The 20206-nt window shown below is 31.4% G+C and carries 17 protein-coding genes; 16 read left to right on the top strand and 1 reads right to left on the bottom strand.

All coding sequences use genetic code 11. The annotated features are described in order from the left end of the window. Positions 1-87 precede the first annotated feature (87 nt). From BBF96_RS11470 to murJ, 16 genes are all read left to right on the top strand, one after another. The gene (locus tag BBF96_RS11470) at positions 88-1491 is read left to right on the top strand and encodes a hypothetical protein (protein ID WP_127017285.1); all 1404 of its coding nucleotides are present in this window, start codon (positions 88-90) and stop codon (positions 1489-1491) included. Positions 1492-1840: 349 nt separating this feature from the next. Beyond that, on the top strand, positions 1841-2725 hold the full coding sequence (locus BBF96_RS11465; protein ID WP_127017284.1) for a polysaccharide biosynthesis/export family protein: 885 nt from the start codon (positions 1841-1843) through the stop codon (positions 2723-2725). 111 nt (positions 2726-2836) lie between these two features. After that, a complete protein-coding gene (locus tag BBF96_RS11460; protein WP_236777812.1) occupies positions 2837-4702 on the top strand; it encodes a polysaccharide biosynthesis protein in 1866 nt (621 codons plus the stop codon). Positions 4703-5250: 548 nt separating this feature from the next. Next, complete coding sequence (locus tag BBF96_RS17480; protein WP_127018250.1) at positions 5251-5421, top strand: copper amine oxidase N-terminal domain-containing protein; 171 nt, start codon at positions 5251-5253, stop codon at positions 5419-5421. Between the two features lie 193 nt (positions 5422-5614). Next, positions 5615-5929 carry a hypothetical protein gene (locus tag BBF96_RS11450; protein WP_127017283.1) on the top strand — a complete coding sequence of 105 codons (315 nt, stop codon included), beginning with the start codon at positions 5615-5617 and terminating at the stop codon, positions 5927-5929. 531 nt (positions 5930-6460) lie between these two features. Continuing rightward, complete coding sequence (locus BBF96_RS11445) at positions 6461-7063, top strand: sugar transferase (protein WP_127017282.1); 603 nt, start codon at positions 6461-6463, stop codon at positions 7061-7063. A gap of 63 nt (positions 7064-7126) precedes the next feature. Next, positions 7127-7993 (top strand): NAD-dependent epimerase/dehydratase family protein, encoded by an 867-nt coding sequence (locus tag BBF96_RS11440; protein ID WP_127017281.1) that lies wholly within the window; start codon positions 7127-7129, stop codon positions 7991-7993. A 19-nt stretch (positions 7994-8012) separates the two neighbouring features. Then, positions 8013-9239, top strand: a complete 1227-nt coding sequence (locus BBF96_RS11435) for a glycosyltransferase family 4 protein (protein ID WP_127017280.1) — start codon at positions 8013-8015, stop codon at positions 9237-9239. A gap of 24 nt (positions 9240-9263) precedes the next feature. Next, positions 9264-10310, top strand: coding sequence for a nucleoside-diphosphate sugar epimerase/dehydratase (locus BBF96_RS11430; RefSeq protein WP_127017279.1), 1047 nt, complete (start codon positions 9264-9266; stop codon positions 10308-10310). Between the two features lie 37 nt (positions 10311-10347). Beyond that, positions 10348-11457, top strand: coding sequence for a capsular polysaccharide biosynthesis protein CapF (locus BBF96_RS11425; RefSeq protein ID WP_127017278.1), 1110 nt, complete (start codon positions 10348-10350; stop codon positions 11455-11457). Between the two features lie 5 nt (positions 11458-11462). Then, positions 11463-12587 (top strand): non-hydrolyzing UDP-N-acetylglucosamine 2-epimerase, encoded by a 1125-nt coding sequence (gene wecB, locus BBF96_RS11420; RefSeq protein ID WP_127017277.1) that lies wholly within the window; start codon positions 11463-11465, stop codon positions 12585-12587. 1 nt (position 12588) lies between these two features. Further along, the gene (locus BBF96_RS11415; RefSeq protein ID WP_127017276.1) at positions 12589-13794 is read left to right on the top strand and encodes a glycosyltransferase; all 1206 of its coding nucleotides are present in this window, start codon (positions 12589-12591) and stop codon (positions 13792-13794) included. A gap of 13 nt (positions 13795-13807) precedes the next feature. Further along, complete coding sequence (locus BBF96_RS11410) at positions 13808-15169, top strand: hypothetical protein (RefSeq protein WP_164731028.1); 1362 nt, start codon at positions 13808-13810, stop codon at positions 15167-15169. 307 nt (positions 15170-15476) lie between these two features. Then, on the top strand, positions 15477-16322 hold the full coding sequence (locus BBF96_RS11405) for a LicD family protein (RefSeq protein ID WP_164731027.1): 846 nt from the start codon (positions 15477-15479) through the stop codon (positions 16320-16322). Next, complete coding sequence (gene tagD, locus BBF96_RS11400; protein WP_127017273.1) at positions 16319-16717, top strand: glycerol-3-phosphate cytidylyltransferase; 399 nt, start codon at positions 16319-16321, stop codon at positions 16715-16717. The genes BBF96_RS11405 and tagD overlap by 4 nt, the downstream gene beginning before the upstream one ends. Before the next feature lie 14 nt (positions 16718-16731). Next, a complete protein-coding gene (gene murJ, locus BBF96_RS11395; RefSeq protein ID WP_127017272.1) occupies positions 16732-18261 on the top strand; it encodes a murein biosynthesis integral membrane protein MurJ in 1530 nt (509 codons plus the stop codon). A 538-nt stretch (positions 18262-18799) separates the two neighbouring features. On the opposite strand, the gene BBF96_RS11390 is transcribed toward murJ, so the two are convergent. Beyond that, complete coding sequence (locus BBF96_RS11390; protein ID WP_127017271.1) at positions 18800-20023, bottom strand: IS110 family RNA-guided transposase; 1224 nt, start codon at positions 20021-20023, stop codon at positions 18800-18802. Between the last annotated feature and the right edge of the window lie 183 nt (positions 20024-20206).

Here is a 20206-nt window from a genome sequence, read left to right as displayed (position 1 = left end):
TTTTTTGTGTGGCAGAATTTGCTTGGAGGAAGAAAGAATATATTTAGCGAATAAAATGATAAATCTTTATTTGAAGGAGAATAGTCTATGAAATTGAAACTAAACATATTGACTTATATTATCTTTTGGTGCATATTCTTTACTACCATTGGATATGCTGGGGAAGCAGAACTTATTCTGGATGCAGGAGAGATTGAGTGGGATGGGGAGTATCTTACAGCAAAAGATGGGTTTGAGTTATGGTTAGATGATAAATATATGAAAGGCGATGAACTATATCTGGATTTGGATACAAAGAAATATTTTTTCAATCACGTATCTTTTACCGGGTGTAAGAAGGAATCTCCTCATTATCTGATAATAGCAAAAGGGGTTAAGTTTTATCCTGAGGAAAAGATTATCTTCTCAGGTGTTAAGGTGAAGATTGGAAAAATAGTTTTTCCTCTTCCAATGAATCTGGTCCTTAAATATCGTGATGGTGAATACCGGTTTCCTAACTGGTTTCCAGAAATTTTTTATTCAGGAGAAAAAGGAGCTGGAATTCGGATCAAAGGTTTTTACGATTTTTCATCTGATTTATACGCAGAAACAGTTTTAGAAGCTACAACAACAGGAGATGTTAGTTTTAAGGTTAAAGGAAATTATAAAAGGGGAGAAAAACTTATTTTGAATGCTGGAGCAGATTATGACCAGGAGTGGACAGCAGAATTAAATGGAAATTATTTGATTGGGTATGGTTTTGCTCTCGGTGGAGGAGTAGAGTATGATCAGGAGTGGGCAGGTAATTTGATTTTGAACTGGCGCCAAAATAAAGAAGGATTCAGGGGTAGTGTGAATTGGAGTTGGAAGAATGATGAGGAAGTCTATTTTGGCTATTTAAAAAATGGCTGGCATTCTAAGATCAATGTATCCCGTAATCCTTCGGGAAAAATAACTCCGATTTTGGAAGTGAATTCACCTAAATTAAATTTATTTGGTATAGATTACAGTATTATGACAGGTGTGACGAAGGTCACGGAAAAAACAACAACAGCAGAGTTAAATAAATTATATATAACAACTTCTTTTAGTGATCAGTATATGTTGGGCCAGACAAAGCTGGGATGGTCTTTTAACCCTACCCATGTCCGGGTAGACAACTATGGGATTGCCGGTAAAAGCAAATCGAATATTTGGGTGCAATCTTCGTTAGGTAAAAGGTGGAATTTGAGATTGGGTTATGGTCGTACCGATCGCTGGGGAGTAATATTACCGGCAGAATTTGATGAATATACAAAGGAAGAATATGTGGAAGGAAGACTTATGTATCATTATAGGAATGAATTAGATGAAGGATGGGATCTGGAACTTAAGGGACAGTATAGTCTTGAAAGTAAAGAGTATACACTGGGTCAGATGAGAGTGGTACGTGCTTATGATTGTTTTGACCTGAAAGCCGAAGTAGATTTTATAGACCTTTTTATTGAGATGGGAGTTCGGTTAAAATATTAATAAATGATTTTACTGCAAAAAGCTAATTTTTCGCTTCATGAGAAATTTTTCGAATCATCTAAGGCTCGATTTCCGCCGAAATAAGGCTCTCTGACTCAAAGGGCCCTCCTGGCCCTTGATTAGCTCATCACCTCCTGTGATGAGGCCTTATTTCGTCGGAAATCTCGCTAAGATGATTTGGCGAAAAATTTCTATGTCGCTCTAAATTAGCTTTTTGCAGTATAATCATAAATCTAAAAATGCAAAGTATATCTAAAGGTAGTGTTAAATTTAGTTTTTTTGGGTTAATTTGAAGGATATCTGTCGGATTTCGCGAATAATTAAAAAGTGGACGATTGGAGTGAAAAAGATGTCAAAAAAATTGAGGCGAGCTATATTTTTGGCAGTTATATGTGTTTTAGTTATTCAGTTCGGTTCAATTGCAGATGAACCTGGGTATCTTCTCAGTGCTGAAGATGTTATTGAATTTTCAGTATGGAATCATCCAGATTTAAATAGAAAACTTGTCATTCGACCTGATGGATATATATCCGTTCCTCTGGTTGGTGAAGTGAAAGCTGAGGATCTGACTCCTGGAGAATTGCAGAGTAAAATAGAGTCTCTATTAAAAAAATATATTAACTCACCTCAAGTTACTATTTCTGTTGTAGAATTTAGACCAACTGAAGTAAGTGTGTTGGGAGCAGTGATGAGGCCTGGAGTATTTAAAGTCAGGCGAAATAGTAGACTTTTGGAAGTGTTGGCTATGGCAGGGATTGATGAGAAACAGGCTCTTTTAGAAGAGGTGAGTCTTACAAGAAAAGAAACGGTAATTAAAATAGATGTAGACAGGCTATTACGCGAAGGTGGCTATCAAAACTATGTTTTAAAATCCGGTGATGTAATTTATGTTCCCTATGGTATCAGAGAAGTATATATTTTTGGGGAGGTTAAGAAACCAGGGAGTTATGTAATTGGTAAAAAGACTACTCCAGCAGATGTTTTAGCTATGGCTGGAGGTCCAACAGAACGGGCTGACTTAAAGGGGGTAAAGATTATCCATCGGCAAGGTTCAGTTGATGTGGAAGTTATAAATCTGGAAGATTACCTTGAACATAAAGCTGAAGATGCTATAATTTACTTGCAGGATGGCGATATTATTCAGGTTGAGGAGACCAGGTCTATAGATTGGGAAAAGGTTTTCACATATGCAGCAGGTATAAAGATAATTCATGATCTGATTGTTAATTGGTAAGAGAGCAAGGATGGGTTATTTTGACTCAGAAAATGATGATGTGAAGTTTGTGAGGTAAGATTTTGTTTTAATGAAAAAATAAATAAGAGTTAAAGTTGGGAGGGTAAAAAAGTGAAACTGAATAAAAAACAAATGTTGTTGTTAATTTGTGATATAGTGTTTATACAAATATCGTTATTATTAAGCTTTATTTTACGTTTTGAGGGTACTCTCCCAAATGGATTTTGGAAGTTGTATGGTCCATTAATTATTCCAATTACTGTATTTAAGATTGGCGCTTTTATTTTCAGTAATTTATATAAAAAAGTCTGGCGTTATGCAAACTTACATGAGTTAGTTTCCATTATTCAGGGAGTTACCTTAGGTAGTGTGATCCTGGTAGGATATGTATTCTTTTTCAGGGTTTCTTTCCCTAGAAGTATAATTATTCTGGACTGGATGACGACCATCATGTTAATTGGTGGTTCGAGATTTTTCTTGAGAATTTGGAAAGAGTATTCTGGTCCTGTAGCTGCAAGCCAGAATGCTAAAAGGGTTTTGATTGTTGGCGCTGGTGATGCAGGAGAGATGGTTTTAAAAGAGTATAAAAAACATAAAGAGTTAAATACCAGAATTGTTGGTTTTATTGATGATGATCCTGCCAAATTAAACTTAGAGATTCACGGTGTGCGGGTATTGGGGAATAGGAATAAGATACCATATATCATTAAGCGGTATAATGTGGATGAAGTAATTATTGCTATTCCTTCTGCATCTGGTAAGGAAATTCGAGAAATACATAAGTTATGTAGTAAAAATAATAATGTTACTGTTCGTATTTTGCCTGGTGTTTATGAAATTATTAATGGTGATGTAAGTTTAAATCAGATTCGTGAAGTTCAGGTAGAAGATCTTTTAGGGCGAGAACCGGTTAAAATTAATATGGAAGAAGTTGCTGCATATTTGACAGGAAAAACTGTTTTAATTACAGGTGGTGGAGGTTCTATAGGGTCAGAACTCTGTAGACAGGTTGCTAGATTTGATCCGGAAAAATTGATCATTTTTGATATCAGTGAAAATAATGTCTATGACATCGAGTTGGAATTAAAAGAACGATATAAACATTTAAATATTATTCCGGTTATCGGAAGTATTCGTGATATGCCCAGATTACGGCAGGTATTTAAGAAATATAGGCCAGATGTAGTTTTCCATGCAGCAGCACATAAACATGTACCTTTGATGGAATATAATCCTGAAGAAGCTGTTAAAAATAATATATTTGGCACACGTAACGTGGCTTTGGCAGCAGATGAATTTGGAGTTGAACGTTTTGTAATGATTTCTACAGATAAAGCGGTAAATCCAACTAATGTCATGGGAGCTACCAAACGTGTTGCAGAAATGATTATTCAGGATATTAATAAAAGGAGTAAGACTAAATTTGTCGCAGTTCGATTTGGGAATGTTTTGGGGAGCCGCGGAAGTGTAATTCCTTTATTCAAAAAGCAAATAGCACAGGGAGGACCTGTTACAGTAACTCATCCTGAGATTACCCGTTATTTTATGACCATTCCTGAAGCAAGTCAATTGGTAATTCAGGCAGGAGCTTTGGGCCAGGGTGGTGAAGTTTTTGTTCTGGATATGGGTAAACCGGTGAAAATAATTGATCTGGCTCGTGATTTGATTGAGCTTTCAGGTTTGAAAGTTGGGGAGGATATTGAAATAAAAATCACCGGATTACGTCCGGGAGAGAAACTATATGAAGAGCTTTTGTCTGACAAAGAAGAAACTTTAGCTACAAAACACGAACGTATTTTAATTGCAAAAATGGATGAGTTTGAGTCAAAGTTGTTACGAGAAGCTCTAGAGCAAATGGAACAAATAATTGCTTCATCTATTTCTGATTATTTGCTAAAAACTTTGGTTAAATTAGTTGCTACTTTTAAACCTGATAGGTTACATGAATCAGTTTTATATAAAAAAAATATAATATAAGCTTAAACATATGTCAGGAGGATATTTAATGTTGGTGTTAACAAAGATTATTTAGAGGAAAATAAACAACCAGTCAACATCTCCATGATTGCGCAAAATTTTTCGTGGACTTTTATTGAAAATGTGATCAATGCAGCATGTAAATGGGGACCAGTATTGTTCATTGGCTAAATAAATATGGAGGAAATGGTTTCTTAGAACCCGCCCGAACACCAATATATGCGATAAGCCATTGATTGCTTATGCAGGAGTTTGGCATAGCTCCATTTTTCCTCTTCCTAAAATTCCTTTAGTTACTGCTGACGGGTTTTAACTTTTTATAGTAATTTTTATTAAAGCTATCAGAAATCTTAGCGGTGCAACTGACATTCGAGGATGTAGAGAAGAAGTTATAGATGGACAAACTAGGTATTTAGTATCTGTTGGATTTCCTGAAGAGATTGAAGATGCATTATTCAAAATATTGTTATGATGATAAATTATAACAACAAATGGGATGTCAAGGAAGAACACGGGTAGAACAGTTATATAATGAGAAAAAATAATAGATAGCGGTAGCACTGGTAAATGGCGAGCTCGTGGAAATAGATATAACACCTGATGTAATAAGTAACAGGACTTTCGTGCCTCTGAGATTTTTAAATGAAATTTTCGGTGCAAATGTTGAATATGATGCAGAAACACACATGGTAAGTATTGATGGAGACAGTGCAAACTAGCAAGAAGAGGGAGCAGAGGAGACAGTAACTGAAGAAACCACTAAGCGATTTTTAATAAATTTTTTCTTTTCAAAAGAAGGAATTTGTAAAATGATGTTGAATAATGTTGTTGAAAAATAAAGTAATAGTAAACAAGAAACAGACTCCTAATGCATCAAAACAAACTCGGCCTGGTTTTTAAAAGAAAGACTTAATGAAGAAAAGCAAAACCTTGACAGAGCAACCCAGGGGAGTAAACGAGCTTCAGCAGGAAATAAACTCAAAGATAGACCAGCTCACACAGTTCAAAACCCAGCTGGTAAACCTGGAAGTAGATGAGCAGGAAACCAGGGCTTCTCTGACAAGAGCACAGGCAGAACTTGAAAATCAGCCGAGGACTCTTATAACTACCAAATCAATCACCGATGATCTCCTTATGCAGGGAATAGCACAGGAGAAAACAAAGTTGAATATAACAGATTTAAGCAATCTAAAAATGAAAGTGAAGAGCTTAACCCTGTTTATATAAATTTACAGCTTATACCAAGGATTTTAAGATTTAATAACCCTTGAAATTAGGGTCTTATCTGACATAACAGTAAAAAGGTATGCAGGGAAGATAAAGAAAAATCCACCGAAGGTATAGATGGTATTAAACAGCCTAAATGTATTCAGATATTTCGGAGGAGTTCCTCAGAAAAGAGCAATACAAAATGGTTAAAAGCATATGTGAAAAAGGGTTGGATAACTGCCACTACAAAATGAAACAAGTTGTATCAATCCAGAAAAAACCCTTCTTTCAAGAGATTTCAGTATAATAAAAACCTTTGAATCAAGAAATGAACAAGCTATCAAAGAGAACCTATCATATGTTGAAATCTGTGGTTGAGAGAATGTGAAAGCGTAAGATACAGTAATATAAATGTGCTTAAGTGGTTTTGAAGTGTTGAAATTTGATGAATTTTAGCGTTAAAAATGTGCTAAAAGCATTGAAATTACTGAGTTTGACGTGTATTTGTAGCAGTTTTGTAGCAAGTGGATAAACTGGAGGTTAGAAGTAATGTATAGGAAATATGTAAAGAGAATATTGGATTTTACTTTATCACTTATAGCAATGATTATACTTTGGCCAATTTTTCTAATCATAGCAGTTCTTATTAAGTTAGATTCTAAAGGACCAGTATTATTCAAACAAAAACGTGTGGGCAAGAATAAGAAGCACTTCTATATATTAAAATTTAGGACAATGAGAACAGATACTCCAAAAGATATACCAACTCATATGCTGAAGAACCCAGAAATGTTTATAACAAGAGTAGGTAAGTTTCTTAGAAAAACAAGCCTTGATGAACTGCCTCAGATTATAAACATACTGAAGGGAGAAATGAGTATAATAGGTCCTCGACCAGCATTGTGGAATCAGTATGACTTGATAGAAGAAAGGGATAAATATGGAGCCAATGATATATACCCAGGACTTACAGGTTGGGCTCAGATAAATGGCAGAGATGAATTACCAATAGATATTAAAGCTAAATATGATGGAGAGTATGTTGAAAGAATGAGTTTTGGTTTTGATGTGAAGATATTTTTTAAAACCATATTTAGTGTGATTAGAAGTGAAGGAGTTAAAGAGGGAGCTAGTGAAGTAGAAGCAAAATAAAAATTATTTATTTTTAAATAGCATATGTAGATTGAAAATAAGTTTCGAGGTGGAACTGTTTTGATGAGGATTTTAATAACAGGTAATAAAAGTTATGTTGGTATGAATTTGAAAAGATGGTTAAGTCAATGGCCAGATAAATATAGTGTAGATTCCATTTCTTTGAGAAATGATGAATGGAAAAACAAAGATTTTTCTAAGTATGATATTCTATTTCACGTAGCTGCTATTGTTCATAAAAAGGAAAAATCAGAAATGGAAGATATATATTATAAAATAAATAGAGATTTAACAGTTGAAGTGGCTAAAAAAGCTAAAGAAGAAGGAGTAAAACAATTTATTTTCATGAGTAGTATGTCAGTATATGGACTTAATGGGAAAATTGGAGAAGACGTTGTAGTAACTAAAAATACTCAATGTAATCCTAATACTTTCTATGGAAAAAGTAAATTAGAAGCTGAAAATGAATTGAAAAAAATAGAAGATGAACACTTTCGTATTGTTATTATAAGAGCTCCAATGGTATATGGACCGAATTGTCCAGGCAATTATACTCGATTGAAGAAACTTGTGATGAAAATCCCAGTATTTCCATTAGTAAATAATAAGAGGAGTATGATTTTCATAGACAATTTATCTGAATTCATAAGATTACTAATAGATAATCAAGATCGTGGATTGTTCTTTCCACAGAATAAGGAATATGTTAATACTTCTGAGCTGGTTAAATTAATAGCAAAAGAGAATTCTAAAAATATATATTTATCTAGAGTTTTAGCTTTTGGAATTAAACTTTTTGGAAGACGAGTAAAGGTGCTTAATAAGGTTTTTGGAAATTTAGTTTTTGATTTAGATTTATCATCATATGAAGATTTTAAATATTGTGTTGCTGACTTAAAGAAATCGCTTGAGATTTGTGAAAAGAAATAATAAGAAAAGGTGTTAGATTATGAAGAAAGATTTACTTATAATGTGTCAATATTTCTATCCAGAATACGTTTCATCAGCAACTTTACCAACGGAATTAGCTGAAGATTTAGTTAAAAAAGGGCTGAGTGTAGATGTATTATGTGGTTATCCCAATGAGTATTTTGATGGTGATAAAGTACCAAAAAAGGAAAATTATAAAGGAATAAATATCAATAGAGTTAAGTATGCTCAGTTTAACAATAAGACAAAAATTGGAAGAATAATCAATTTCTTTTCGTTTTTTATCTCTATATTATTAAGACTACCTAGTTTATTTAAATATAAATGTATATTAGTATATTCTAATCCACCCATATTGCCGTTAATACCATATTTTATATCTCGTTTATCAAAAACAAAGTTTGTGTTTGTAGCGTTTGATGTATATCCAGATAATGCTCTAATACTAGGTGCAATTAAAAAGGGTAGTGTAGTTGAAAAATTAATGCATTATATCAATCGAAAAGTATATGGACATGCTTCAAGAGTAATAGCTCTTAGTAATGAGATGAAAAGTTATATGATCGATCACGGTATTGCAATAAAACCTGAAATAATTAAAGTTATTCCTAATTGGTATAGTGAAGAGAAAATAATAAATTCAAATGATGTTAATAACAAAGAATTTAAGAAATTAAGAGAAGAGTGGTCATTTATAGTACTATATAGTGGGAATATGGGTACTTGTCAAGATATAGAAACAATTCTTCAATGTGTAAATAGGTTTAAAAATGATAAAGATATATTATTTCTATTTACTGGACATGGTAATAAGGTAAATTATGTAAAAAATTATATAAAGGATAACAAAATTCAAAATGCTAAAGTGTATGGTTTTTTATTAGGAAATGATTATGCGGATGTACTTAAAATTTCAGATGTTTGTTTAGTAAGCCTTGCAAAAGGTGTGGAGGGACTAGGGGTACCTAGTAAAACATACGGGTATTTAGCTGCTGGAAAACCTGTATTAGCTATAATGTCAAAGGATACCGATATTGCTAGGAATCTACATAAATATAATTCAGGTGGAAGTGTTTTACAAGGGGATGTTGAAGGTCTAGAAAAGTTAATTTTAGAATTCAAAAATAACAATAACAAGTTAAAAATTTATGGACAAAATGCTAAAAAAATGTTTAGAAATTTTTATGAAAGACGTATTTGCACAGAAATGTATTATAAGATGATAGTTAATATAATAAATGATTAATAGATATTGGAGGTGAAATAAGAAATGTTTAAAGATAAAACTTTACTTATAACAGGTGGTACAGGAACTTTTGGTAATGCTGTTTTAAAAAGATTTTTAAATACTGATATAGGTGAAATCAGAGTTTTCTCCCGTGATGAAAAAAAGCAAGATGACATGAGGAAATTTTACAAAAATGACAAGATTAAGTTTTACATTGGAGATGTAAGAGACCTATCAAGTATAAAAAATGCAATGTATGGAGTAGATTATGTATTTCATGCAGCAGCTTTAAAACAAGTTCCATCATGTGAATTCTTTCCAATGGAAGCAGTAAAAACAAATGTAATCGGTACTGATAATGTACTTACTGCAGCTATAGAATTAGGAGTAAAAAAAGTAATTTGCCTATCAACAGATAAAGCAGCATACCCAATAAATGCTATGGGTATTTCTAAAGCAATGATGGAAAAAGTATTTATTGCTAAATCAAGAACAGTATCTCCTGATAAAACCCTTATTTGTGGTACACGGTATGGTAATGTTATGGCTTCAAGGGGTTCTGTTATTCCACTTTTTGTTCAGCAAATTAAGAGTGGACAACCTCTAACGGTTACAGATCCGAATATGACTAGGTTTTTAATGAGCATTGATGAAGCAGTAGAACTGGTTATATATGCTTTTAAAAACGCAAAATCAGGAGATATCATGGTCCAAAAGGCTCCAGCAGCTAGAATAGGAGACCTTGCCCAAGCTATAAAAGAAATTTTTGATGCAGACAATGAAATAAAAATTATTGGTACTCGTCATGGTGAGAAACTTTATGAAACTCTTCTTACAAAAGAAGAGTATTTAGTGGCTGAGGATTTAGGGAAATTTTTCAGAGTGCCTGCTGATAACCGCGATTTAAATTACGATAAGTATTTTGTTGAGGGTAATAAAAAGTTATCTGAATACAAAGAATATAACTCTCATAATACAGAGATTTTGAATGTTGAACAAATAAAAGAAAAGCTACTAAAATTAGATTTTATAAAACAAGAGTTACAAAGTACTTTTAACGCAAGAGAGGTTGCTATTTCTTTCGAATAATATTAATAATTTAAAAATTGAAAGGTTGGAGCATAAAATGAAAATATTGGTTACTGGTTCAAAAGGTTTTGTTGGGAGAAATCTTGTAGCAGAATTAAAAAATAAAGGATATACAGATATTCTTGAATTTGATAGAAATACTGATAAGTCTCTTTTAGATAAGTATGCAAAAGAATGTGAATTTGTGTTTCATTTAGCAGGTGTAAATCGCCCAAAAAATGAAGAAGAATTTATGGAAGGAAATTTTGGATTTACTTCAGAGTTATTAGAACTACTAAAAAAACATAATAATAAAGCTCCAATACTCATTACATCATCTATACAAGCTGAAAGGGATAATCCCTATGGAAGAAGCAAAAAAGCAGGGGAAGATTTAGTTTTTGCTTATGGTAAGGAAACAGGTGTAAGAGTATTAGTATATAGATTACCAAATCTTTTTGGTAAATGGTGTAGACCTAATTATAATTCTGTAGTAGCAACATTTTGTTACAATATAGCAAGAAATTTAGAAATTGAAATACATGATCCAAATACAGAACTTACACTATGTTATATAGATGACGTAGTAAACGAATTTATATCTGCTTTAGATGGTAAAGAAACAAGAGATGGTGATTTTTGCAAAGTATCAAAAACATATAAAATTAAATTAGGAGAGCTTGCTGAAAAAATATATTCCTTTAAAAATAATAGAGAAACATTAGTAATGCCAGCTTTAGAAGATGAATTCGACAGAGCATTATATGGTACATATTTATCCTATTTACCGAAAGATAAATTTTCATATAAACTGAAGAAAAATGAAGATAATAGAGGATGGCTTGCAGAATTTATTAAATCTCAAAGCTTTGGTCAAATATTTATTTCTAAAACTAAACCTGGAATCACAAGAGGTAACCATTGGCATCATACAAAAGCTGAAAAATTTCTTGTTATACAAGGTGAAGCTATTATTAGATTTAGAAAAATTGACAGTGATGAAGTAATAGAATACAGAGTAAGTGGTGATATACCTGAAGTTGTTGATATTCCTACGGGATATACACATTCCATTGAAAATATAGGTGAAGAAGATGTTATAACACTTTTCTGGGCAAGTGAAATTTTTAATCCGGAAAAACCAGATACATATTATTTGGAGGTTTAGTACTGATGGAAAAAATGAAAGTAATGACAATAGTAGGTACAAGACCTGAAATTATAAGATTATCGGAAGTTATTAAAGCATGCGATAAATATTTTAATCATGTATTAGTACATACAGGGCAAAATTGGGATTATACACTTAATCAAGTGTTTTTTGAAGAACTAGGATTAAGAGAACCTGATTATTATTTAAATGTAGCAGGAAAACATTTAGGTGAAACTATAGGGAATATAATTGCAAAATCCTATGAAGTATTATTAAAAGAAAAACCTGATGCACTATTAATACTTGGAGATACAAATTCTGCATTATGTGCAATTCCTGCAAAAAGACTTAAGATACCAATATTCCATATGGAAGCAGGAAATAGATGTTTTGACCAAAATGTACCAGAGGAAATCAATAGAAAGATAGTAGATCATATATCAGATATTAATTTACCTTATACAGAGCATAGTAGAAGATATCTTCTTTCAGAAGGAATAAGAAAAGATCATATATTTGTTACAGGATCGCCTATGACAGAGGTTCTTTATAAGAATAAAGAGAAGATAGAACAGAGTAAAGTACTTGAAGAGCTAGGACTTGAAACAGGAAAATATATATTAGTTTCTGCACATAGAGAAGAGAATATTGATAATGAAAAAAATTTTTTCTCATTAATGAATGCACTTAATCAAATTGCTGAAAAATATCAATTACCAATTATCTACTCTACCCATCCAAGAAGCTGGAAAAAGATTGAGGAGAGAGAATTTAAATTTCATCCATTAATAAGGCAATTTAAACCTTTTGGATTTTTCGATTACAATAAATTACAGTTAAATGCTTTTTGTGTATTATCTGATAGTGGTACATTATCTGAAGAGTCAGCTATACTTGGTTTTCCAGGAGTGTTAATTAGAACATCTACAGAAAGGCCAGAGGTATTAGATAAAGGAACTGTTATAATAGGAGGTATTACTGAGAAGGACATTGTGCAAGCTGTTGAATTAAGTCGAGCAATGTGGGAAAATAAAGAAAAAACTGTTCTTGCAACTGACTATATGGATGATAATGTATCGGTGAAGGTTGTTAAAATTATACAGAGTTATTCAAAGATAGTAGATAAGTTTGTTTGGAGGAAATAAAATGAAAGTATTACAGATTAATTCTGTTTGTGGTATAGGAAGTACTGGGCGAATAGCAACAGATATACATAATATTTTAATAGAAAATGGACATGAAAGCTATATAGCTTATGGTAGAGACGAAGCTCGAGGCTGTGATACTTCGATAAGAATAGGGAGTAAATTCGATAACTATATGCATGTAGTTAAAACTAGATTATTTGATAAACATGGGTTTGGATCAAGAAAAGCCACTGCAGAATTTCTCAATAAAGTTGAGAAATTAAATCCAGATATAATCCATTTACACAATATTCATGGATATTATATAAATATTGAGTTGCTTTTTAAATATTTAAAGAAAGCTAATAAACCAGTTGTTTGGACTCTTCACGATTGCTGGGCTTTTACAGGACATTGTGCATATTTTGATTATGTTGGTTGCGATAAATGGAAAACTATTTGTTATAGTTGTCCTCAAAAGAAAGGTTATCCCTCAAGTATATTATTAGATAACTCAAAAAATAATTATAATAAGAAAAAAGAAATTTTTACAGGAGTTAAAAATATGACCATTGTCACTCCTTCAAATTGGCTTGCAGGTTTAGTTAAACAATCGTTTTTAGAAGAATATCCAGTTAAAGTTATAAATAATGGAATAGATTTAGAAGTTTTCAAACCAACAGCAAGTAATTTTAGAAAAAAATATAATTTGGAAAATAAATTTATAATATTAGGTGTAGCAAGTGTTTGGGAACATAGAAAAGGCTACAAGTACTTTATTGAGTTATCAAAGAAAATAAAAAAAGATGAAGTTATAGTAATGGTAGGATTAACAGAAAAGCAAAAAAATAAACTTCCAAATAATATAATAGGAATAACTAGAACAAATAATGTCAGAGAATTAGTAGAGATTTATTCAGCAGCAGATGTTTTTATAAATCCTACTTTAGAAGACAATTTTCCTACAACTAATCTAGAGGCATTAGCATGTGGTACACCAGTTATTACATTTAATACAGGTGGCAGTAAAGAGAGTGTAGATGAAAACTGTGGCTTTGTTGTACAGAAAGGAAACATAGATGAATTGATATATACTATTAGAAAAATAAAAGGACAAAGTAAATCAAGTTATTCACGACAATGTGTAGAAAAGGCTAAAGCTTTGTATAACAAAAAAGACAATTTTAAGAAATATTTAGAGTTGTATTTTCAGATAAAGAAATGAAATAAAAGGAGGTGTGCTAGAAAATATGGTAAGCATAAATAATATCACGGAGGTTCAGAAGCACACTAACAATAGAAAATCTAGATATATGTTTTCATTAAGTATAAGGGCTTTTGTTAAATATATCGTTATTCTTATATTTACTAGTATTTTCTTATTGAATACCGCTAATGGATTTTCTCAAAACAGTTCTCAGATAATCGCTTGGTCTGTGCTTGTTTTATCTGTTTATTTAGTAATTCATGTAAGGAAAAACATTAACCTATTTGTCTTGTATTCCATACTAGCATATTTTAATTACAGCATTATAATGCCAAACTATATTAATAAACTGTCTTCTAGTTATTTCACGTCTTTTTCAAATGATCCTGTTTCTCATATAGGTGTAAATATACTTTTTTTATTTTTATTGTCATTGATAATTTTTATGCCTACACATATAAAACCCTTATTTATTAAGGAAAATATGTTTATCAACAAAAATCCTCATAATGTACACTTACTCACATTGGGAATAGGGTTAATATTACTATATATTTTAATTTTTCAATTTGACAGACCTGATGTTTTAGGAGTTAGAGGAAGGCCAAGTCCATTGTATGAATACAGTTTAATTTTTTTCATTGTTGGATTTTATTTTACAGCCAAGAACAAGTATTCTAAAATGATTTTATCAATAATTTTAGTATTATTTGCATTACAAAATTTCTTTTTTGGCGGAAGGATAATTGGGCTTCAATTAATTCTTTTATATTTTATAATGTTCTATGCATATAAGACAAAAATCTCTAGATTGATCCCGTTTGTGCTAGTAGGTTTTATTATGATGTCATTAATTGGACAGGAGCGTACCATGTTAAACCTTTCGATAGATGCTATAAAAGGAGTTATTAATAACATACAAACAAGAATGTTTGCATTAGATACTTCATATTCTGCATATTTCACATCGTTAACATTTTTAAAAGTTGAAGAGATGTTATCAATAAATCAAAGATTAGATCTGTTTAAGCAATTCTTCTTATCAATTTTCTTTGGGGGAAGGATACAAAATAGTAGTTTACCTATATACACTTTAAAATTTTACCATCACTATAATGGTGGAGTGCTTCCCTACCATTTCCAATTTTATCTTGGATGGGCGGGAGTTGTTGTATCCGCCTTGATAATAACTATTTATACGAAGATCATTAACAGTTTAAATTTTGACACTGTTGGCTTTAAGAAATGTTTATCAGTATATGTTATAAGTTCTGTCTTTAGATGGTATCTTTACTCACCAATAATTATCTTAAGAGGTGTTATTTTTTTAGCAATTGTCTACTACATTGCCAGTATGATAAATGGATTAAAAATAAAGAGTATGGTGAATTAAAGTTATATATCATGATTTAAATTTAGGATTGCTAGTGTTTCAAATGGAATTCTTACTACTTAAATAGCGAAAGGGACAGATTTAAATGAAGGTAGTGATTGTGAACCAAGAAGAATCAAGAAAGATTAACAATATTCAGCTTGAATCGGTGTTGGAAGCAAAGAAAATAATAATGAAAGTATATTGAAGGAGAAGAAATAAAAGAGCATCGCCATTAGTTATTATTTTAGATTAATAAGTTTTACACTTAAAAAGTGTTATGGGATACCTCGAATATTTTTTAAGTCTGGAAAGGAGTTATGTTAATATGGAAGAGGTTATAAAAATACAAAAACAATTGGATAAAGTGCATAGAGTTCAATTAGAAATGGCGTTAGAAGTAAAAAGAATTTGTGATTTATATAATATAAAATATTTTTTAATAGCGGGTACTTTGCTTGGCGCAGTTAGGCATGGCGGATTTATTCCTTGGGATGATGATATGGATATAGGAATGTTGCGTGAAGATTATGAAAAATTTATAACAATTGCTAAAACAGAACTTTCATCAAAATATGTTTTGCAAACTTGGGATGAAGATATTAATTTTGGTCAACCATTTGCGAAAATAAGGAAAAATGGGACAAGATTTGTTGAGAAAAATTCATCTAAAGTAGAAGGACATAAAGGAATTTATATTGACATATTTCCATTTGATAATGTTCCAGAAAATTTAATTGCAAGAAAAGTTCATAGTATAAAAATTTATTTATTAAAGAGACTTATATTCTCTAAACTTGGATATGAAGTGTGGCTAGACGGTGGAAAAATAAAAAAAATAATTTATAAATTTTTATACTTTATAACTAAATTCATATCAATTAATAAAATGAAAAAATTGTTAGAAAAGGAAATGAAAAAATATAATACTATGAACACTGATTTGATTGTTGCTATCGGAGGTTCATATGGTTATAAAAAAGAAAGTATAAAAAGAGAATGGATTAAGGATTTAACTACTATTAAATTTGAAAATAAAGATTTTCTGTGTCCAAAAGATTATCATAGTTATCTTACGCATTTTTATGGTGATTATATGAAGCCACCACCAGAAAATAAAAGATATAACCGACATGGTATTATAGAAATAGATTTCGGGAGTGATGAAGAATGAAGCGAGTTTTAACGTATGGAACTTTTGATTTACTACATTATGGACACATTAATTTACTTCGTAGAGCTAAACAGTTAGGAGATTATCTAATTGTAGGATTATCAACTGATAGTTTTAATAGCATTAAAGGTAAAAAATCATATTTTTCATATGAAGAGAGGAAGGCATTATTAGAATCAATTAGGTATGTAGATTTAGTAATACCTGAAGAAAGTTGGGAACAAAAGATTAAAGATGTTATAGAATATAAAGTTGATATATTTGTTATGGGAGATGACTGGACTGGGAAGTTTGATTTTTTAAAGGAATATTGTGAAGTTATATATCTTCCAAGAACACCAGGAATATCTACTACTAAAATTAAGCAAGATTTTAATTTTAAATTGATAAGATGAGATGAGGTAATTCAATGAGAAAAACTGCATTACTTTTAATGTTAATAACCATATTCTCTAAAATATTTGGATTTGCTAGGGATATAACCCTTTCATATTTTTATGGGGCATCAAACATTAGTGATGCCTATTTAATATCTATTACAATACCCATGGTTATTTTTTCTTTCATAGGAACAGGTATATCTACAGGTTATATTCCTATGTATAGTAAAATAGAAAGTAACAATGGAGTGGAAGATGCTAACAGATATACTAACAATCTGGTAAACATATTAATAGTTATATGTACTGTTATAATTATTTTAGGATTTTTATTTACAAATCAAATAGTTAAGGTGTTTGCATCAGGTTTTGAAGCAGAAACTTTAACATTAGCAGTACAGTTTACAAAGATTAGCTTACTAGGCATATATTTTACAGGCCTTATATATATATTCAATGGGTTTCTTCAACTAAAAGGAGACTATACTATAACGGCATTAGTTGGTTTTCCAATGAATTTTTTCATAATATTATCAATATTTATTAGTTCTAAAGCAAATATTTTAGTATTATCAATAGGTAGCGTAATAGCTATCGCATCTCAATTGCTTTTAGTATTACCGTTTGCATATAAAAAAGGATATAGATACAAGTTTATTTTAAATATAAAAGATGAATATATAAAAACCATGGCATATATAGCCCTTCCAATAATAATAGGAGTATCAGTAAATCAAATAAATATCTTAGTAGATAGAACCTTAGCTTCTCAGATAGCTACAGGGGGAATATCAGCTCTTAACTATGCCAATAGGCTTAATGGATTTGTACAAGGTATATTTGTACTATCTATAGTTACTGTTATGTACCCCATGATTTCCAAAATGGTTGCAGAAAATAATATGACCGGACTAAAAAAATCTTTAGCAGAGGCTATAAGTTCTGTCAACTTATTAGTCCTACCAGCTACAGTAGGAGCTATGATATTTGCAGAGCCGGTAGTAAGATTGTTATTTGGAAGAGGTGCATTTGATGTACAAGCTATATCTATGACTTCTTATGCTTTGTTCTTTTATTCTATAGGTATGATTGGTTTTGGTTTAAGGGAAGTTTTATCAAGAGCCTTTTATTCTTTACAAGACACAAAGACACCTATGATTAATGCAGCTATAGCTATGGTTATGAATATCATTTTAAACATAATTTTATCCAAGTTTTTAGGTATAGGTGGACTTGCATTAGCAACAAGTATATCGGCTATATTTTGTACGGTATTATTATTTATTAGTCTAAGAAAGAAAATAGGCCCATTCGGTATGAAGCACATAACCATTTCATTTATAAAAGTCTTATGTGCTTCATTGGTGATGGGGCTTATTGCTAAAATTTCTTACAACATTTTATTAAACTATATAGGTGCTAATTTATCTTTATTAACTTCAATTGGTATAGGTGCAATAGTATACTTTATCATTATTTACTTTATGAAGATAGAAGAAGTGGATATTATAGTGATTGCATTAAAAAAGAAATTAAAAAGAAGTACAGCAAATACATAAATATAAAAAACAATTTAATCATATAGTTAGGGTATATGTCAAATATGAAATATATGAAGTGGAGGGGTTAGTAAGAAGACGTCCTTATTGATAAATAAAGTGATTAAACAGTTTAAAGATTAGTTTTTTTAAAAAACTAAATTATAAAAGGGATTTTAATGATGCAAAAAAATAACAACCATATATCTCATTATAATAGACATAATTTTAATAAATTTAGCTTTCTATCTAGCTTTTTACTTAAGGTTTGAGGGGGTTTTATCTTCTGAATATTTTTCTAAGTACTTAGATAATATTTTGGCTATAACTACTATTAAAATAATTGTGTTTTACTACTTTAAATTTTATAAAAGTTTATGGAAATTTGCCAGTATAGAAGAACTTGTTCAAATAGTAGTAGCAACAGTAATAGCTAACGCTGCAATATTAAGTTATCTATTCTATTCTGAAAACCAATTTTAAAGAAAAAAAACCCTCCTAAGTTCTGTTATTCCAAAATTTAACAGAACTCTAGGTCTATATTTGTATATAAAATTTTTTATGCACTTTTTTTCTTAATGCTAATACTATAGCCTAATCTTTCTAATTTACGAATCAAGTTATTTACAATTTTACTTTCCTTTCTTTTTTCAAAATAATCGGCACCAAGTTCTTGATACGGCTGTTTTTTCTTTAAAATGTGATAAACAATTGTTAAAATTGTGTGGGCAACAGCTATACAGGCGCGATTAGACCCGCGGCGGGCGGCAAGTCTGCGGTATTGGGCGGAAAGATAAGTATTTTTTGTTCGAGAGGCAGACCTGGCAGCTTCAACTAATGTTGATCGAAGGTGCTTATTTCCTTTTGTCGTTCGTCCGGATTTTCGCTTTCCGGCACTTTCATTGTTGCCTGGAGCTATCCCGGCCCATGATGCCAGATGCTTGGATGAAGGGAATCTACTCATATCTACACCGATTTCTGCAATAATTTGTTCAGCAATGCGTCTTCCAACTCCTGGGATAGTATCTAAAAGCTCCAGGCAATCTTCAAAAGGGCGCATGCGTCTTTCTATTTCAAGATTAAGCTCTTCAATTTGTTGATCTAAAAAGTCAATATGCCTCAGTTGGACAGATAAAATCATTTTTTGATGATGTCCAATAAGTCCATGTAATGCTTTTTCTAAAAGAGGTATTTTATTTCGTAGTTTACCTTTTGCTGATTGCGCAATAATTTTTGGATCGGGCTTATCACTATTGATAATTTGTTCAAGCATTTTACGTCCAGATTTGCCCAAAATATCAGTAGCGACAGAAGAAAGTTTGATATTAGCACCTTCTAAAATTTTTTGAAGCCGGTTAACCTCTCTGGAACGTTCATCAATCAAACTGCGACGATAGCGAATTAATTCTTGAAGTTCTCTTTGTTCACGGCTGGGGATATAGCTGCCTTTTAATAAGCCATATTGCAAAAGTTCAGCAATCCATTCAGCATCTTTAACATCAGTCTTTCGCCCTGGAACCGCCTTGATATGTCTGGCATTTACAACAAGTGTTTCAATCTGTTCAACTTCCAAAAGATTGTAGATGGGTTTCCAATAAACGCCTGTACTTTCCATTGCCACACAGCTGCATTTATTTTGCTTAATCCAGTCTACAAGTTCTAAAATATCAGCCGTCATGGTGCCGAAAGTTCTAATCTTTTTGCCTTCAGGAGTAATGATGCAGGCAGTGATACTTTTTTTGTGGACATCAAGACCACAACATCTTTCATGAAGTATTTGCATATGCATCACCTTCCGGAAGAAAATTAAAGAAAAAAAATGAAGTTAGAGTGACAACTTAATTTATAAAAACAATCTATTATGCGTGCTTTCCTTAAAAAAGGAAGCGACAATCAGTGATACATGTAAGTTGTCGGACCCGTCTATGAGTCGGACTCACAGTACCAGTTAGACCCGGTCTCTATC

The sequence above is a fragment of the Anoxybacter fermentans genome (assembly GCF_003991135.1).
In the GTDB taxonomy this organism is placed as follows: domain Bacteria; phylum Bacillota; class Halanaerobiia; order DY22613; family DY22613; genus Anoxybacter; species Anoxybacter fermentans.
This window is presented reverse-complemented; position numbering and strand designations above follow the sequence as displayed.

Excerpts from the sequence above, each read along its gene's own strand:
- BBF96_RS11405 (WP_164731027.1), top strand. The coding sequence starts at position 15,477 with ATGGAAGAGGTTATAAAAATACAAAAACAATTGGATAAAGTGCATAGA.
- murJ (WP_127017272.1), top strand. The coding sequence starts at position 16,732 with ATGAGAAAAACTGCATTACTTTTAATGTTAATAACCATATTCTCTAAA.
- wecB (WP_127017277.1), top strand. The coding sequence starts at position 11,463 with ATGGAAAAAATGAAAGTAATGACAATAGTAGGTACAAGACCTGAAATT.
- BBF96_RS11450 (WP_127017283.1), top strand. The coding sequence starts at position 5,615 with ATGAAGAAAAGCAAAACCTTGACAGAGCAACCCAGGGGAGTAAACGAG.
- BBF96_RS11470 (WP_127017285.1), top strand. The coding sequence starts at position 88 with ATGAAATTGAAACTAAACATATTGACTTATATTATCTTTTGGTGCATA.
- BBF96_RS11425 (WP_127017278.1), top strand. The coding sequence starts at position 10,348 with ATGAAAATATTGGTTACTGGTTCAAAAGGTTTTGTTGGGAGAAATCTT.
- BBF96_RS11445 (WP_127017282.1), top strand. The coding sequence starts at position 6,461 with ATGTATAGGAAATATGTAAAGAGAATATTGGATTTTACTTTATCACTT.
- BBF96_RS11440 (WP_127017281.1), top strand. The coding sequence starts at position 7,127 with ATGAGGATTTTAATAACAGGTAATAAAAGTTATGTTGGTATGAATTTG.
- BBF96_RS11415 (WP_127017276.1), top strand. The coding sequence starts at position 12,589 with ATGAAAGTATTACAGATTAATTCTGTTTGTGGTATAGGAAGTACTGGG.
- BBF96_RS11465 (WP_127017284.1), top strand. The coding sequence starts at position 1,841 with ATGTCAAAAAAATTGAGGCGAGCTATATTTTTGGCAGTTATATGTGTT.
- BBF96_RS11435 (WP_127017280.1), top strand. The coding sequence starts at position 8,013 with ATGAAGAAAGATTTACTTATAATGTGTCAATATTTCTATCCAGAATAC.
- tagD (WP_127017273.1), top strand. The coding sequence starts at position 16,319 with ATGAAGCGAGTTTTAACGTATGGAACTTTTGATTTACTACATTATGGA.
- BBF96_RS11430 (WP_127017279.1), top strand. The coding sequence starts at position 9,264 with ATGTTTAAAGATAAAACTTTACTTATAACAGGTGGTACAGGAACTTTT.
- BBF96_RS11390 (WP_127017271.1), bottom strand. The coding sequence starts at position 20,023 with ATGCAAATACTTCATGAAAGATGTTGTGGTCTTGATGTCCACAAAAAA.